The sequence below is a fragment of the Thiomicrorhabdus indica genome, assembly GCF_004293625.1.
Lineage (GTDB): Bacteria > Pseudomonadota > Gammaproteobacteria > Thiomicrospirales > Thiomicrospiraceae > Thiomicrorhabdus > Thiomicrorhabdus indica.
In genome coordinates this window covers 2,698,532-2,716,078 of sequence record NZ_CP033040.1, presented here as the reverse complement: position 1 = coordinate 2,716,078, position 17,547 = coordinate 2,698,532, and the positions used below count along the sequence as shown (strand labels likewise).

At 43.6% G+C, this 17,547-nt stretch carries 11 protein-coding genes; 5 read left to right on the top strand and 6 right to left on the bottom strand.

Features of this window, described 5'->3' with window-relative positions; genetic code table 11:
• The first annotated feature begins 6 nt into the window (after positions 1–6).
• Positions 7–855, top strand: coding sequence for an ABC transporter ATP-binding protein (locus tag D9T12_RS11875; protein WP_130538374.1), 849 nt, complete (start codon positions 7–9; stop codon positions 853–855).
• A gap of 17 nt (positions 856–872) precedes the next feature.
• On the opposite strand, the gene recD is transcribed toward D9T12_RS11875, so the two are convergent.
• From recD to recC, 3 genes are read right to left on the bottom strand one after another with little or no spacing between them, the layout of a single operon-like run.
• Positions 873–2,465, bottom strand: coding sequence for an exodeoxyribonuclease V subunit alpha (gene recD / locus D9T12_RS11870; RefSeq protein WP_130538373.1), 1,593 nt, complete (start codon positions 2,463–2,465; stop codon positions 873–875).
• A complete protein-coding gene (recB, locus tag D9T12_RS11865) occupies positions 2,455–5,985 on the bottom strand; it encodes an exodeoxyribonuclease V subunit beta (protein WP_130538372.1) in 3,531 nt (1,176 codons plus the stop codon). The genes recD and recB overlap by 11 nt, the downstream gene beginning before the upstream one ends.
• On the bottom strand, positions 5,985–9,191 hold the full coding sequence (gene recC / locus D9T12_RS11860) for an exodeoxyribonuclease V subunit gamma (RefSeq protein WP_130538371.1): 3,207 nt from the start codon (positions 9,189–9,191) through the stop codon (positions 5,985–5,987). Before recC ends, recB begins: the two co-directional genes overlap by 1 nt.
• A 396-nt stretch (positions 9,192–9,587) precedes the next feature.
• On the opposite strand from recC, the gene D9T12_RS11855 reads away from it, so the two are divergent.
• From D9T12_RS11855 to D9T12_RS11845, 3 genes are all read left to right on the top strand, one after another.
• Entirely contained in the window at positions 9,588–10,430 is an 843-nt protein-coding gene (locus D9T12_RS11855) for an ABC transporter ATP-binding protein (protein WP_130538370.1), read from the top strand.
• Between the two features lie 143 nt (positions 10,431–10,573).
• On the top strand, positions 10,574–11,833 hold the full coding sequence (locus tag D9T12_RS11850; RefSeq protein ID WP_130538369.1) for an ABC transporter substrate-binding protein: 1,260 nt from the start codon (positions 10,574–10,576) through the stop codon (positions 11,831–11,833).
• Entirely contained in the window at positions 11,830–12,663 is an 834-nt protein-coding gene (locus D9T12_RS11845; RefSeq protein ID WP_130538368.1) for an ABC transporter permease, read from the top strand. The genes D9T12_RS11850 and D9T12_RS11845 overlap by 4 nt, the downstream gene beginning before the upstream one ends.
• A 186-nt stretch (positions 12,664–12,849) precedes the next feature.
• Here the strand turns inward: D9T12_RS11845 and D9T12_RS11840 are convergent, their stop codons facing one another.
• Positions 12,850–13,065, bottom strand: a complete 216-nt coding sequence (locus D9T12_RS11840) for a hypothetical protein (RefSeq protein WP_130538367.1) — start codon at positions 13,063–13,065, stop codon at positions 12,850–12,852.
• A gap of 53 nt (positions 13,066–13,118) precedes the next feature.
• Between D9T12_RS11840 and D9T12_RS11835 the strand changes: the two genes are divergently transcribed.
• Positions 13,119–14,858: a sigma-54-dependent Fis family transcriptional regulator gene (locus tag D9T12_RS11835; protein ID WP_130538366.1), complete on the top strand. Its 1,740-nt coding sequence runs from the start codon at positions 13,119–13,121 to the stop codon at positions 14,856–14,858.
• A 116-nt stretch (positions 14,859–14,974) separates the two neighbouring features.
• On the opposite strand, the gene D9T12_RS11830 is transcribed toward D9T12_RS11835, so the two are convergent.
• Together D9T12_RS11830 and D9T12_RS11825 are read right to left on the bottom strand one after the other, a co-directional pair.
• Positions 14,975–16,363, bottom strand: coding sequence for an FAD-dependent oxidoreductase (locus tag D9T12_RS11830; protein ID WP_130538365.1), 1,389 nt, complete (start codon positions 16,361–16,363; stop codon positions 14,975–14,977).
• Positions 16,364–16,401: 38 nt separating this feature from the next.
• Complete coding sequence (locus tag D9T12_RS11825) at positions 16,402–17,496, bottom strand: acyl-CoA dehydrogenase family protein (protein ID WP_130538364.1); 1,095 nt, start codon at positions 17,494–17,496, stop codon at positions 16,402–16,404.
• Positions 17,497–17,547 lie beyond the last annotated feature (51 nt).

Below are 17,547 nucleotides of genomic sequence, written 5' to 3'. Positions count from 1 at the left end.
GTGATGATGAGTCATCCGTTTCTCGAAATTGAAAATTTAAAAAAGAGTTATCCGGGCAAAGAAAAAGGCCAAGAGTTTGTAGTTTTTGAAGGCGCGAATTTTACAATTGATAAAGGAGAGTTTGTTTGCGTCATTGGCCACTCTGGGTGTGGTAAATCAACGATTTTGAATATACTTGCTGGATTAGATGAAGCCTCTGACGGGTTTGTCTTTATGAATGGTAAAGAGATTTCTGGTCCAAGCCTAGAGCGGGGTGTAGTCTTCCAGAATTACAGTTTGTTACCTTGGAAAACGGCCTTACAAAATGTTGCTTTCGGGGTTAAGGCTCGCTGGCCAGAGTGGAGTAAGGAAAAAGTCATTGAGCATAGTTTGAAGTATCTGGAGCTAGTCGGATTGAAAGATGCTGAGCATCGAAAGCCGTCTCAGCTTTCGGGTGGTATGCGGCAAAGGGTGAGTATTGCACGTGCTTTTGCCACTCAGCCACAGCTTTTGTTAATGGATGAGCCTTTCGGTGCATTGGATGCATTGACTCGTGGCGTGATTCAAGAAGAGTTAATCAAGATTTGGGGGGAAACTAAACAGACCGTGTTTATGATTACCCATGATGTTGATGAAGCGATACTGCTTTCAGATCGCATCTTATTAATGACGAATGGTCCACATGCTCGAGTTGCCGAGTCGGTCAATGTTACCATTGATCGGCCACGTAAGCGTAGTGATATTGTTCACCACGAGGATTACTACAAGATTCGTAACCATCTGGTTGATTTTTTGGTGAACCGCTCGAATGAGGATAAAACGGTGGCTTTGAAACCAAGCGATCAATCGCCTTTAGAGGTCAATTTAGCCAGTTGATTTTTACGGTATGCTCGCTAGTCAGCGAGCTTTTTCTGAAGACCACTAAGACGAGTCACTTTTGTGTTGATACAATCGGTCAAGACGGCTGGATTCGATTGAATGCTGACTCGGGATTTTCCACGGGTAATGGCGGTGTAGAGTAGTTCTTTTGTCACAAGTTGATTGTGTTCATCCAGAGTGTCTGGTAACACAATTAATACATGATTGAATTCTGATCCTTGGCTTTTATGAATCGTCATTGCAAAGGCTGTTTCATGTTCTGGCAGGCGCGTTGGGGCAAAACTTCTGAAATTGTTACCGTCTGGAAAAAAGACTCTCAATTTATTTTTGTGTAATGGTGATGGTAAACAAAGGCCAATGTCACCGTTAAACAATTGGGTGTTGCTGTCGTTGCGTAAAATCATTACCGGCCGGCCAAGATACCAGCGCTCTGTGTTTTTTCTAAGTGTACTTTCACACATCTCATTTAAATGTTCTACGCCTTTGTCATCCTGTCGGGTTGCAGCTAAGATTTGGAATTGATTAAAACATTTAAAACAGTTGGAAATCCATCTGTGATGATCCATGGCATTGTCTTGTTCATTATAGGATTGCAACTGTTCAAAGTAAGGCTGGTAATGTTTTATCGTAAAGGTTTTTAAGGAAGTGTTTTCTAGATTAAACCACTCAATAGGGTCGTCTGCTGTACTCTCATTCAAAACAGATAAGGCCTCAGTTTCTTGTTGCTGGTTCACTGCGACGGCGAGGGTTTTAATTTTTCCGCTAAAACGATAAGTATTTTGCAATTCCACTCGGTTTTGTTGCAAGGCTTGGTAGCAATCTGCAAGGACTGATCCTGATTCCACTGAGGCCAGTTGGTCTTTATCCCCAAGTAAAATTAATTTGGCAGATGGTTTCAGTGCTTCGACCAGCTTCACCATTAATGCCAAATCAATCATTGAGGCTTCATCGACTACCACCACGTCTGATAGCAAAGGGTTTTCTGTGTCGTGGCGAAAATCGGTGGTAAAAGGTCTTGCTCCGAGTAAACGGTGAATGGTCATGACGTTTTCTGGAATTTGTGCAACGACTTCATCTGAAAATTCTGTTAGAAAGGATTTGCTGCCTGAAATCGATTCTTGCAGCCGCATGGCAGCCTTTCCTGTTGGGGCGCAGAGTGAAATTGTAAGACTTGGATTTGTCTGTTTAAGTAGCCCCAATATTTTTACGACGGTGGTGGTTTTTCCAGTCCCAGGGCCGCCGGTAATAATGGCTAAATCATTTTGCAATGCAAGTTGTGCAGCTTGCGCTTGGTAATCATCATTAAAATGATTTTTTAGGGCTGCTTCCTCAATTAAATCGGGCGTGTGACGTTTGGCCATGGTTTTGAGAAGTATGGCTAATTGTGTTTCATATTGTGCATAGCGTTTCAGGTATAACAGGTTATCTTCAAGCACTAAAGCCGGTGATTGGAATGACTGAACCGCTTGCATCTGTTCGTCATCTATTTGAATGCAGGTATGGCCTTTGGATAGTTCATTGGAAAGTTGCATGACAATCGTTTGCATGGCTGGGTTTTCCGGTGCAATGTGCTGCGCCAACTGTTGATCTAAAAAATTATGCGGCATCTTTCGCCCCTCTAATTAATGCTTCCAGTGATTCAATCAATTCCAAGCTTGGCCGGTAATCATAGACACCAAAATTCGCGTCTTTGCCATTCATTCCTCGAACAAATAAGTATTTTATGCCACCGAAGTGTTGTTGGTAATCATACTCAACGACCCGGTTTTTAAGGTATTGGTGGAGTGCAAGTGAATAGAGCGTGAATTGTAAGCCATAAGAATGGTGCGTCATTTCTTGATGCATGTTCTCAAAGCTATAGTTCTCACAATCGTTGCCTAAATAGTTGGTTTTGTAATCCATGACATAAAACTTACCTTGATGTTCGGCCACCAAGTCAATGAACCCATTTAAATACCCTTCAATTGCGTCTGCTCCAATCGGAGAATAAGGAATATCGGTTTGGCTCAATATTTGATTCAGTTGTTGTGTTTGGGTTGGATGAATTGCGTAGAAAAAAGCCATTTCTTTGAGCACTTTGTGTTCTGGCAAATTAGCGAGTGTAAAGTCGCTTTGTACTGTGTCTAAAGGGGTCGTGACAACCTTTTGAATTAATGCATCAAACAGCTGAGTTTGTTGTTCAATCGCTTCACTCCATTTAACGCCGTATTGATCGGATAGGGTTTGGCGCATATCCGAATCCACGCCCTTGGCCAAGCCTGAAAAGGAGCATTTCTCCAAAAGGTCATGCACAAGGTTTCCGAATTCTGCACCTTTGGGAAGTAATGAGATTTCGCTCTTTAAGGTTTGCAGAGCGGAATGGTTCTCTTCAAGTTCTTGACCTTTGTCTGTGGGCGCTTCAATCGCACGGTTTTTGACTAATCCTGAAAAGCTAAAGACCCGCCGACGAGTATTAATTGCTTGGCGCGTAAAGTCGGCCGTTTCAAAATTTATGACCGGCCGGTCAGCTTGATAGTTTTGGATAGCAGGTGCTATATCGAGTTCAGTTATTGCAAACGCTTCTGAATCGGGTAGTCCAGGTTTTAAGAGTTCATAAAACGGAGATTTTAGATAGTTTTCCAAAGCAGGGCCAAACACCACATGAAGCTCCTCTTCGGCACGTGTCAGTGCGACATAAATGAGGCGCATATCTTCAGCTCGCATTTCGTTTTCAATGCGCTTAGCTCGTGCCTCAAACTTTTCGGAGCCCATATCAATGATCGTCTCGCCTAATTCATGGACGCTCAGCAAATGATTTGCTCGATCACTTTTAAAACGCCATAAGTCGGGACAATAGACGGTTTTGTACTGCAAGCCTTTGGAGGAGTGCAGCGTGACAATCTGCACGGCGTTTTCATCCGTTTCTAGGCGCAATACTTCATCTTCACCGGCCGGTGGATTTAAGATTTGCTGTTCCAGAAATGCGATGGTTTTGGTGATGTTTAAGTGGTCATTTAAGCTGGCGGCTTGAACCAACTCCATCATATGAAAAATATTCGTCAAGCTGCGCTCGCCATGCTCCGTTTGCGCAAGAATTTCTCGCACTTGCCAGTCATCAATCAAACCGTAAATGGCAGCCATAAAACCTTTTTTTACCCAAGTTTGATGATGCTCAAACAGACTTTCCAGCCAATTTTCCAACTCACCTGAATCTGCTGAGGCGATGAGCTTTTCAGCATTAAAACCAAACCATGTTGTCGCTAGTGCCTGTTTCGCTTTTCGCAAATCACTGGGCTCACTTAAAGCGCGCATGACATAGAGTAATTCTGTGGCTTGTGGCGTTTCAAAAACGGAAGTTTTGGCGTTAATGACCGCCGGAATTCCATGGCGTAGACATTCGGTTTGATAGCTTGCCGCGGTTTTGTTACCTCTGACCAGAATTGCAAAAGATTCGGGTTTTTCCCCGTTTTGAAGTTGCTCGCTGATATGTGACAGGATGTTTTGTCGAATCACCTGTTCTGCATTGTCTGCTTTCCAGACAATCTGCTTTTCGTTTCCTCGACCGACTGATTTACCAAGCTCCTCAGGTGCGGCTGGCATTTGCCAGAAATGAAAGGCGGCATGCTTTTCGATTTGTGACCGGCCGGCATTTACCGGATGAAATGGAAAGTCACCAATCTCCTCGATTGGCTTGGTTAAAAAAGGGTCTTCAGCTTGACTGAATAGTGTGTTGACCGCTTCTACCAGTTGTGGTGTAGAACGCCAGTTTGTGTCGAGTGTGTAGTGAAATTGGCAATCCTTTTTCGCTTGCAGATAGGCATAGATGTCGGCACCTCGAAATTTGTAAATCGCTTGTTTTGGGTCGCCGATCAAATAGAGATACGTCGTATTTTGGTTGAACAGCGTCGAGAAAATTTGCCATTGATGGCGGTCGGTGTCTTGAAATTCATCAATAAAAGCGGCTTTGAATCGAGCACTGATTTGTCGTTGCAAAAACTGACTTTTTTCACCTTGATTGAGTGCAAAAGCCAGCTGCAAAATCAAGTCGTCAAAACTCATCTCGTTTTCGCTTTGTAGTTGAGAGGAGAGTTCGGTGAAATAATCTTTCAACAACGCTTGAATAATGGCGACCGGCAGTTGCTGTGAGAGAGTTTTCATTTGCTCAAATAGAGAAAAAGGCGTGTCGATATCCTCTAAAAACAGGTCCAGTTCACTGATATGCGCTTTTTTAAACGCAGAAGGTAGGTAGTCAAAAAACTCTTTCGGTTCGACATGACGATTTTCATAGAGCCGGAAGCATTTTACAATTTTGTTTTTTGCGATCCATTCACTGCTTTTGGCTTTGTCGAGCAGGTTGAACAATTCTGGTTCTAATTCAGCGAAAAAGGTATGAATGGCATTTTGCGCTTTGAGAAAGGTTTGCACGATTTCATCAAGCGGCACGGTTTCCGGTTCGAGTCGAGTTTCTGAGGATGCCATAGATAAAAGATAACCAAGTTTTCCAAGGTGGCTTCCATGCTTTTGCAGTGCATTTTTATAGCGAGGGTTGAATACGGTGGCATTCACCGACATCTGATTAATCGCGTATAAGATAGCGTTGACTTCTTCCGCTGGGCGTAAATAAACGTTTCTACGCCAGAAGTCGCGCAACACACGGTCTTTGTATTGGTCGATATTGGTACTGAGTTCACCTGAAAACGATTGTCCACTTTCTAGAGGGTATTCCATCAAAATACGCTGGCAGAACGAGTGGATAGTAAAAATTCCGGCTTGGTCGATATTCGCGAGCGCTGCTGCGATGCGTTTTAAAGCTTCGTCCTTGTCTGATAGTGTTTGCGTCCATTGCACCAGTAAATCGTCAGTAGTTTTGCCTTGCAAATGTTCTTTCGCTTCAACGAAACGGGCACGGATACGGTCTTTGAGTTCTTCGGTCGCGGCTTTGGTGAAGGTGACAACCAGTGTTTCATCAATGGCGATGCCTTTTTCAACCACTAAGCGTACAACGAGCATGGCAATGGAATAGGTTTTTCCGGTTCCGGCACTGGCTTCAATCAGAGCAGCTCCTGTTTGAAAGGTGTGCGTTAGCAGATCGAATGTTTCTGGTTTAACAGGCGTTTTTGGAGCGCTTGGCAGGGATAGGTTTTCCATTACTTGGCCTCCTGAACCAAAATGAGGTTTTCTTTTACTGGTCGAAGAATCTCGGTCGCTAACTGAATAAACTCGTCGTTTAAGAAATGTTCGATGGCATAGCCTCTGGTGAGCAGTTGAACTTCTTCGCTCGCATGGTCGCCATTAATCGTGGTGTCGAGAGCGGTTCGTGCGTTGGAAATTTGTTTATCTTCTTTGGCATTCAGGTATTGCCACGCGGCATCAATCCAAAGGTTAGAGGGTTGGCTGTGCCCATCAATGTAAACCGAAAGCATTCGATTGAGATATTCGATGCGTGTTAACTCCGGCAGAACTGGGAATTGATAAGCTGTTGGTTGTCGTTTTTCGTTCAAGCCAATTATGACAGTCGGTTTTTCATTCACTAAATGATAAATCCAAAATTCGAGTAAATATTTCGTCTTCAATTTACCCGGCCGGTAGAAAAGGTTGCCAGATTCATATTCATGACGATGCCAGCCTTCTAGAGTATGGCTATTTAATTTGAGTTCAATAAATCGCTCGTCTAATTGTGCGCCGAGTTGCGATTGTTGCTGTTGGATAAGATTAGCCAGTGGGCGAATTTCATTGGTTTTGGCCGCAAAATTTACATCTCCCAAAGTTCCTTGCATCCATTCACCATTGGTTTTCAATTGTTCCATTAGAGAGTGTTCACTGTTCTCCAACATGGCATGTAAAATTTGGTGGTTGATGGTGAAGTTCTCTAGCGCATCCAGTGTGAAAATCTCGGCATTGTCTGCGGTTTCTTCCAGTGATTCAAAACGTAATTCAGCCACTTTTTGCACAAAGGTTTTTTGTGGGTCTTTGAAAAAGCTGACCAATTCTGGTAGCGCAATGGTTTCACTCAATGCAATCTCAGCGGTTTGATTTTCCCAGTCCCACCAGATGTTATTTTTTACTTTCCCATTGGTAAACGCTTTGGCTGTCTCGGCCGCCATGGCATCGAAAGTCTGTAGTTGAGAGAAATACTTTTGTGAGAACGGTTGTAAAGGATGGACTTCAATCAAAGAGGGATGCTTATGGGTTGGTTTTTCATCTTGTTGAAGAGCGTCCAATACTTCGCTAATGACCACGGAAGGTGGAATTTCTCGATTGGATTGAATGGATTGTCCGACATAGCTTAAGTAGAAAGCATCACGACTGGAAAGGAGGGCATCTAAAAACTGATAACGGTCATCCATTCGGTTGGAACGGTCTCCAGTTCGGAAATTGTCACGGCCTCCCATTAAGTCGAAGCTCGGTTTGCGGTCAAGTTTCGGAAAGTCGTTTTCGTTTAAGCCAATCAGGCAAATCACTTTGAAGGGAATTGAGCGCATGGGCAGAATTGAGCAAAAAGTCAGTTGTCCCGATAAGAAGCCTTGCGAACTTTTTTGTTCACCGACACTTGACTCCAGCCAGTGAATGATGACGTCTAATGGATAGCTTTGAGTTTGAGGAAGTGTTTGTAAGTCACCGATTAATTCACGCAGCTGCACCAGATGCCCGAAGGCATTTTCTTCAAACGTGCTTTCAAGAATTGCCAGCAAAGATTTTTGCCATTGCCCGAGGGTGCGCTCTTGAGTGGTGAGTTTGGAGAACCGGAACAGAATGTTGCGAACAAAATGGTCTAATGCGCCTAAGGCTTGTGTGATTGATCCTTCGATATCAAAGCCGGTTCCTCGCTGGATAAAGGCTTCCATCATGCGTTTTAAACCAGCATCCCAAGTGTTTTGCTCCAGCGCTGGCAAATTCATTTGTGATTTGTGGTCGGCATTTTTTCCCCAGCGAATGTGTGTTTGGGCAACCCACGTACGAATCCAATCAAGGGCTTCCTCATCTAGTCCGAGTTTTTGATAAATCACTGGTTGCTCTAATAAATCCAGTACTCGATCCCATTCGAAGCGACTTGAAAGTAACTGTAACAGCTCAATGAATCTGTCGAGAATTTCATTGGCAGAGCGAATACTTCGGTCAGCAACCGAATAAGCAAAGCGAGGGTCGTCAAACACAGCGGAAATAAATGGCTCGTAGTTTGAAATGTCGGGTGCCATGACCACAATGTCTCGCAACTCAAGTTGTGCATCTTGATTGAGTCGTTCCAGTAAATAATCTTTGAGAACTTGAATTTCACGCATGGGTGAATGGCAAGCAACGACTTTAATGGAATTATCTTGAGCTCTTACCGGCCGGTCAATATTGTTCAGAATGCTGTCTTGCAACTGCGTTAAGGTCGAACTGTTTTCCTCGGAGGAGAAGTCCTCGAAACTGTCGACTGTCCATGCAATGTCTCCACGTTCCAAAAGCATTTGATGAAACTCTCGCCCTTGTTGTCCAAGCAGAGATAGCAAAGGATTTTGAATGGCTTCATCCAGTGATAAATCTGTTTCAGTGAATGTGTTGCGAGTGAGTTTGGCTAGACGTGTTTCTTGAATCCCAGGAATGTCCGCCCAGTAGTCTTTACAGGGCTGCATTAAAAACAGTTGTACGTCGGTTTGTGTGGCCAAAGCGTGCAGAAATTCTAAAAATAGCGGTGGCATGCTGCTAATCCCAAATACCGAGATGCGTTTTGGAAGGCGATCAATGAGGTTTGGGTTTGAAGGATTTGTCAGCTGTTCAATCGCTGCTTGCCAAATCTGCCCGCGGTGTCGGAGCTTCTGGGTGTGGTCTTGCAGTTTGTCCAGTAGCTGGTTCCAGAGCGCCATTTGCCATGTTTCAGCTGAATTGTTGGTGACGAGTTGCTGTCTTGCCCACAAGTCCAGCATATCTGGACGCATGATCTGGTATTCATCGAAAACACGCGCAATTTGCTCGGCTAATTCATAGCGTCTGAGAGCGCTATTTCCTGCACTGCTCTCATGGTTCTTTTCTAAATAGTTTTGTAAGGGCGCAAAAACTGGCTGGTTATCTATGTTGCGAAGCAAGGCATCAATTTGCCAAATCAGGTTGTTTCGTTCAAAGGGGCCTGCATCCAAGGAGACATCCACAAGATTTGCCATCGAGTTGAAGAATTTGGATGGAAATAGAAAATCTGCGTTTGCCCACACGCCAAATTCATTTGCCAGCTCCTGAGAAAGCCAGCGCTCCATACCTTGAGATTGAATCAAAAACACCTCGCGATCAAATGCAGATGGCAAGGGTTGAGAGTGAATCACTTGAATTAAATGGGCTAAAAGGTACTCGGTTTTGTGGGAGGTATGGAGTGTCAACATGTGAACACAGATCCTATCAGAAGAATTTCAACAGGAAACTATTATAGTCACAGCCCGTGGCAAATTTAATGCAAAGCTCGGTTCTATGTTTTTTACCGGCCGGTAATGTTTTCGCGTGTTTTCGTAAAACGAATTGGAAGCCATTGATTGTTCCGATAAGTGGGAGCGTGAAAAGGTCGAATGATTGGCTTCTTTTTTTACATTGTTTAACAATTAGAAACAAAACTCTTCAAAAAGCAACAAATGGGTGGTGTTTTGGTGCGAATTGCACTGTTTTTGTAATATTATCAACTAAATGTTTTTATGTTTTTTCATAAGTTATTGAAAATTAAGGGTTATTTGTTGTTGGTTGAATTGGTGTTATAGCTCAGGTGTTACGGAATTTAGGAGAGTTTCATGTCTACCGCATCACCGATTTGGATTACAGATCTAACCCATTATTACAACCGCCAACAAACAATGCCGACATTGGATGATATTAACTTATCTATTCCTCAAGGTCAGCTCACTGCCTTAATTGGTCGAAGTGGTTGTGGTAAATCGACGTTACTGCAAATGGTTGCAGGTTTATTGAAACCAACCGAGGGAGCTGTTCGTATAAGAGCTCATACGGTAACCAAGCCAAGTGCGAAATGGAACATGATGTTTCAAAAACCTTCACTTTATCCTTGGATGACGGTGAGAGAAAACGCTGCTTTAGGCTTGGTGTTTGCAGGGACTTACAAAGAAAAGTATGACCGTGTTGAAGAGTTATTGGATATGGTCGGTTTAAGTGAGCATAAAGATAAAAATGTTCAAGATTTGTCCGGTGGTCAGCAGCAACGTGTTGCTCTGGCGCGTTCGTTAGCAACAGAGCCAGAGGTTTTGTTGTTGGATGAGCCTTTTTCAGCTCTGGATGCCTTTACTCGTACTGCTCTGCAGACGGAAGTGGCTCAAATTTGTCATGATCAAAACATCACCATGGTGTTGGTTACGCATGATATTGAAGAGGCAGTTGCCATGGCGGATCAAGTGGTCATTATGAGTCATAACCCAGGCCAAATTGTTGGCGAAAAATCGATTCCTTTAGATTATCCACGAGATCGTAATACCCCTGAATTTACAGTTTTGAAAGACGAATTGTTTGCTGAGTTCGAAAAAATCGACCAAGCCAAACAAGATAAGCCTTTTGAGCGCTTGGAAGTGGTTAGACCTAAGGTTGAACCGCCTGTTTTGACCGAAGCGGTCAAAGCATCTTAGTCCCTCTTTGATTACTACTTTTTTATTTAATTTTAATCATACAACTTTAACTGAACTTTTAAGTAACGCCGCCGAATCTCCATTTGTTATATCGTCACCGGTTACGCATAAATGTTCAGCTTTAAAAATTTTGGAGAATGAATATGTGTCAATACTGTAGTCCTGATAATCCTTTAGCTCACCACGATTATGTTTTTAACCCGAAAAAAGGCCGTCGTGAATTTATTTTAGATTCCATGGCTGCTGCTGGTGGTTTATCTGCAGCGTTGGGTGGTTTAACTCTGCCTAATCAAGCGATGGCCGCCGATGAGCCGTTTGATGAAGTGGTGCGTATCGGTTATCTGCCAATCACTGATGCTAGTGCTTTACTTGTTGCGCATGCGATGGGCTTTTTTGAAGATGAAGGGCTTAAAGTCGAGAAGCCGACGTTGATTCGCGGTTGGTCGCCATTAATCGAAGGTTTTGCTGCACATAAATTCAATTTGGTGCACTTCTTAAAGCCTATTCCTGTTTGGATGCGTTACAACAATAACTTCCCAGTAAAAATTACAGGTTGGGCGCATACCAACGGTTCAGGTGTTGTAGTTGGTCGTCACGTTAAAGCGGATTCGTTTGCCGATTTAGGTGGAAAGCAGTTGGCCGTTCCATATTGGTATTCAATGCACAATATCGTGCTACAGATGGCGTTGAAAGACGCAGGTTTGGAGCCGGTGATTCAAGATCAGACCGATCCGCTAAAACCGAATCAAGTCAATCTACAGATTATGCCTCCACCAGATATGCCTCCTGCATTGGCTGCTAAAAAAATCGATGCATACATTGTTGCGGAGCCATTCAATGCGGCAGGTGAGGTTTTAGCGGGTGGTAAGATGCTTCGCTTTACCGGTGATATTTGGAAAAACCATCCTTGTTGTGTTGTTTGTATGCATGATGAGCATACCGAGAAACGCAAAGCGTGGTCACAAAAAGTCATGAATGCGGTAGTTCGCGGTGCGGTTTATGCACAAGAGAACAAAGAAGAGGTTGCGAAAATGCTTTCTCGTGAAGGCAAGCGCTACTTGCCGATGAAAGCAAAAGTTGTCTTAAAAGCAATGACTGATTATAGCCCGGCGAATTATGAAACTCCGGATGCGATCAAGCATGAAGATTGGGATGTTGGTCGTATCGATTTCAACCCTTATCCATACCCTTCGGCAACGAAATTTATCATTGACCAGTTAAAAGAGACATTGGTAACCGGTGATACCACCTTCTTGAAAGAACTGGATACTGACTTTGTGGTGAATGATTTAGTAGATTATGAGTTCGTTAAGAACGCGATGGATAAATACAAGGTTTGGGATAAGGTCAAAGGTGTGGATCCAGCTAACCCAACAATTCGTGAAGAGGTGTTTAAGCTATGAGCACTGCACAAATGAGTGCGGGGGCAGAGTTTTTCTCTAGCCTTTCGCAAAACTTTAAAAAACTTCCTATGTGGGCACAGAGTTTTACCAACGCTGTGCTGGGTATGTCGATTTTATTGCTTCTTTGGTGGCTTGGTGGTCTGGCGATTGCCAGTAATCCTGATACGGCGGCATTTGCAGATTTCGCCCCAGGTCCAACGTTCTCGGCACTGGGTTATATGTTGGAAACGGGTAGTCTCTGGGAAACCATTTACTCAAGTCTGTACCGTATAGCGATTGGGCTGTTTTGGGGGATTGTTATCGGGGTTCCTGTTGGTGTGATGATGGGGTATTTCCTAGCAGTTCGCCAAGTAGCAAATATGCCTTTCCAGTTTTTGCGTATGGTTAGTCCACTTGCTTGGATGCCAATTGCGGTACTGGCATTTGAAACTTGGGATGCTGCGATTATCTTCTTGATTGTTATGGCAACGGTTTGGCCAATTGTTTTCGGTACGGCACATGGTGTGCAACGTATTGATCCAAACTGGTTCCGAGTTGCTCGCAATCTGGGTGCAGATGGTTTTCAAATGTTACGTCGAGTGATTATGCCGGCAATTGCACAAGATGTTTTTGCGGGAATTCGCTTAGCAATTGGTGTCGCTTGGGTGGTCTTAGTTCCAGCGGAATATCTGGGGGTGACTTCAGGCCTAGGTTATGCCATCAATGATGCGCGCGATGTTTTGGAATACGATACTTTGGCAGCTATTGTTGTGGTGATTGGTGTTATTGGTTATTTATTGGATGCAATTGCTGTGTTCTTAATTAAACGTTACTCATGGCATGCAAGTTAATTAATTGTCAAAAAGTATTTTAAATACAAAGGCTTATCTTAATTTAATTAAGGTAGGCCTTTTGTCGTTTATTACGGTGTATAGATTTAATGAGTTATCGGTATAGGTAAAAAAGCTTCTTTTCACCCATTCGGGTATAAAGCTAAGGGCGGCCAGAGAGGGTCTTTTTTGTGCCTATACCGATAATTAAGATTGACTATCTTGTTCAAACTCAATTCGATTTGCGCCCTTTAATGGGATGTTTTGCTTTTCAGGGGTGACTAAGTATTCTTCCCCTTGAGAGCAGACTAGATCAATGACTTTTCCTTGGTAAACTAAGGTGTCATTTGAATAGAGTAAAATAGACGTTTGGCGCATAGCCGCCAATTCAAGTTGGCTATAGAGTTCGCAGGCAATGGGCATAATTTAATTCTCTCTTGGTGGTAAACCTGAAGCATACATAACAAGGAAAGCGTATGTCAAAAGACACACTGGATATTGCGGATTATTCGGAATATAGCGTCATTAAAGAAGCGGCGGAACAGATTGAATTGTCGCATAAACCTGATGAGGCGATTAGTCGAATTTTGAGTTTGATCTCTCGACAAATGGGGTTGAATCGTGGGCGTGTTTTATTGAAAGAGCCTGGGAGTTCCGTATTGTCGACAGCCTATTCCTTTGGGTTGACCGAGCTTGAAATTGCGCGCAGTCGATTTGCAGTAAATGAAGGGATTACGGGTAAAGTCATGCGAATGGCCACCCCAGTGATTATTCCTAATATTGATTTAGAAGATGATTATCTTTGTCGAACGGTTGATCGTGCCACATTGCCTCAAGAGCCAGTTGCCTTTATTGCTACACCGATTCTTCGAAAAGGAAAAGCGGTGGGGGTGATGGCGGTGAACCGCCTGAAAAACCGTAGTCGTTCATTGGATCGAGACTTGAGTGTGCTGAAGTTGATGGCTCTGTTTGTCAGTGAGATTCTGTCTGTGAATGCCATGTTGGAAAAGCAAACACAAATCCTGAAGGAGGAGAATGAGCAGTTACGCGCAGTTGCTTTAAGTCAGGGGAGTCAATACGGAATTATTGGTGAGAGCCCTGCGGTTATGGCTTCTTTAAATAAAGCGGCGCGTGCCGCCAATGTTTCTGTAACGGTGTTGCTAAAAGGTGAGTCGGGAACAGGTAAAGAGAAGTTCTCTCGTATGTTGCATATGGCATCGAATCGACAGGATGGCCCTTTTATTGCCATAAACTGTGCCGCAATCCCATTGGAGCTTTTGGAGTCAGAACTTTTTGGTCATGAAAAAGGTGCGTTTACCGGCGCAACAGCGACCAAGATCGGAAAGCTTGAAATGGCTCATCACGGAACGCTGTTTTTAGATGAAATCGGGGATTTGGATTTGGGCTTGCAGGCTAAGCTGTTACGTGTATTGGAAGAGCGCTCTATTACTCGAGTGGGCTCTAATAAGCCAATTCCGGTAGATGTTCGAATTGTGGTGGCTTCGCATAAAAATCTGCAAACATCTGTCAATGAAGGTAACTTCCGTTTGGATTTGTTTTATCGTTTGAATGTGTTTCCGATTGAGCTTCCGCCTTTGCGAGATCGTGATGGTGATATTCGTTTATTGGCGCGTCATTTCTTAAACCAAGCGAACCAAGAGTATGGTTCGAATGTTATTTTTGATCGTGGCGCTTTAGCATTTTTAGAAACCTACGAGTGGCCTGGAAACATTCGTCAGTTGGAGAATGTCATTAAACGAGCAGTGTTGTTAGCCGATGATGGCCGTTTGATTAATGAAACTTTAATGCAAAAAATTCTAACGGAAGAGAGTGGGATTCAGTTTACGGGAGAGTCTCGGACTGCACCGATGTTGAATTCGCAAGAGGTGCAAGAGCCACCATATGTGGCCAATCGTTTTGCTAATGCTAATTCAGCTCAAGAAACGGGTGCGCAAGCATTTGCGCCTGAAAGTGGTTTTTTGCCGCCGCAAGCGGTTCCTGCTGCACAATTACCGGCCGGTCAAGTTGCCACTGTTTCTAGGTCTGCAGAAGACGCGAAACGAAGTTATTGGAAAGTCAGTGAAAATGAGGTGGACATATTGTTGCAGACATTGGAGCGAGCGCATGGAAATAAAAGCCATGCGGCTAGAATGTTAAACATGACGCCAAGGCAGTTTAATTATCGCTTTAAAAAATTGGGCTTAGATAAAACTTAAATAAGTCTAAGATTGTTTACCGGCCGGTAAACTTGTGATTCAAATGAGTAATGGATAATGTAAAAAGCCCCAGAGTATTTCTGGGGCTTTTTTGTTTGAAGGGGGTTTAGTCAATGCTAGGCAGCATTTTCGGTGACTTCTTTATAAAGGTTGTTTGCTTGATTGACTAAAGCGCCACTCACTGCAAAACCTAATAAGTGATCTTCATTATCTTTGTAAACCAGTTTGTGGTTTTCACCAATATCCGTTTCAGTCACCCAAGACTCTTGGTCGTTTGCACCAAGCGGTAAACTCAACATAATCGAAAGGGTCGATGTTTTGGTTTTGATCAATGGTGACACGGCATGGAAAGGTAAATCTTTACGACCTTTTAGGTGTGCTGCAATCGTTTTGGCTTGTCGGCGAATCGGTTCTAAAAAGGCTTGAACGCCTGCCGAGGATTCAGCGCAGTCACCAATCGCATACACATCTGGGTTTGAGGTTTGGCAAAATTCATTAATCTTGATGCCTCGTCCAATTTCCAATTCAAGCTTTTCAGCCAGCCCTGTGTTGGGTGCAATCCCGATTGCGGATAAAACCATTCCGGTTTGCATCGTTTCTGAGTTGCCGAGCGTTAATTGGTAGTCTCCCTGAGAGCCATTCATTATTTCAACGGTCTGACCAAATTGAATATCGACACCTTGTTTACGGATTTTGTCGGCTAAATCTTCAGCAATCGGTTCAGGGAGCATTCCCGGCATTAATTGGTCTTCTCGAACCATGAGTGTGACCGATTTGCCAGCCGCTGCAATATCTTCTGCCATTTCTGTTCCAATTAATCCACCGCCGATAATTGTGATGTGGTCAATGGTTTCAATGGTTTCGCGGAAACGACGATAACTTGGCAAGTCGTTGAGTGTCACCATTTCGTGAGCGCTGTCTCCGGCTATTTGCGGTTTAAGTGCTTTGGCTCCGGTGGCAATGATTAATTTGTCATAGTAAAAATTCCCTCGGGTGGTCAGTACTTTTTTATAGGTCTGACTGACAGACATCACGCGAGTAAGGGTTTTGACACCAATATTAAGTTCAGCCGATTTTTGCGCTGCACTAAGTTCTTTCAAATCTTCAGCGGTTCGGTCTTGTCTCAATGCCATCGACAAGGAGGGTTTTGGATAGACGATGCCATCATCAGCTGTAATCAATGTGATTTCAGCCTCGGGCATTTCCTGGCGAACGGCTTCAGCAACTTGCCAACCGGCGTAGCCTGAGCCAATAATCAGTACATCGGATTTGTCGCTGACTTTATGGGTGGCTTGTGCATCAACGGGAGCGGCATGCGTCATTTCTTCTAGTGGAATAAAGTCTGCTTTTGTGACCAAACATAGAGGGCAATACCAATCATCTGGAATATCTTCAAAGCGTGTTCCAGGGGCTAGACCTGAATCGAGGTCTCCTTCAGCTTCATCGTAGATAAGTCCACAGACTTTGCAGATGTATTTTCGATATTCCTGACTATTGTTACTCATGATGATTCTCCTTAAATCGTCTGGTGCTGACTTTTTATTTAAGCGGCAGCCAGTCCTACTTCCAGACGTTGAATTTCTTTGCGTAAATGTTTGATGGATGGCGTAACCAAAATTACAAAATAGGCTTCACGCCATTTACGTTGTGCAGCAGCATCGACGATGTAGCCTTTGGCTCCTGCGTGTTGCATGACTGAATCGGCTGCGCGTTTGCAAATTTCTGCTCCGAGTAATCGTGCTTCTAAAATACCTCTGAAGAAATCGTCTCCAGGGGTGTAAATTTCTGAGGACTGCTTAGCAATCATTGCCAGTGCGTCATCGAGTTCTTCTTGCAACTCTTCAGGTTTGTTGTCCAAAAATTGGTTAATTGCACTAAGTGATAGGTTCGATTTGTGCATGTCGTTAATCATGCCTTGAATCACGCCTGCTGCCATTCCTGTTTGTAACAACACAAACCCTGATTTAATTTTTTGCAAGTAAGGTTGAACTGGGTCAGCGAGTAAATACTTCTTAGGTAGAAACGCATCCTTAAAGAACATTGCGTAAGTTCCGGTTCCTTCCATACCGACAAATTCGACCTGTTGTTTTAGGCTGAATCCTTCAAGGTCACATGGGATGATGGCCATGACATCGCGTAGGGTTTCACCTTGTTCATTAGCCACATGGAAAACGGAGCCAAAAAAGTGTTCAGAGGAATCTGGAGCCAAGTTTGAAACCCAAGGTAAGGTACCGTTGATAATATAGCCATCTTCTGTTTCGACTGCGTTGAGTTTAAGAGGCTCAATGCCTGCAAAATATTTCATAGGATTTGATAGCGAGGTTGCCCCAAAGGCTTCGCCTGAAATCATCTTAGGCAGGATGTTTTGCTTTAACCAATCATTCTGCGAGTTTTCGATGTACCAGCAGCAAACAACATGTGCCCACATCATGAAACCAGTTGACATGCACTCTTCAGAAACTTGCGCCATGTTTTGAATGATTTTGAATAAGTCCAAATCACCGCCACTTACCGAAGGTGCGATTTCCGTATAGGCTCCGGCTTTCCCTAATTCCGCCAAAACTTCGGTGGTGTATGTGCCGTGATCAATGTCAATGGTCAGAGGTTTGAGTGTGTTTTGAATTACTTGTTCAATCATTACATTTTCCTCATAGAAAGAGTATCCATTACAGATACTCTTTGTAAATTT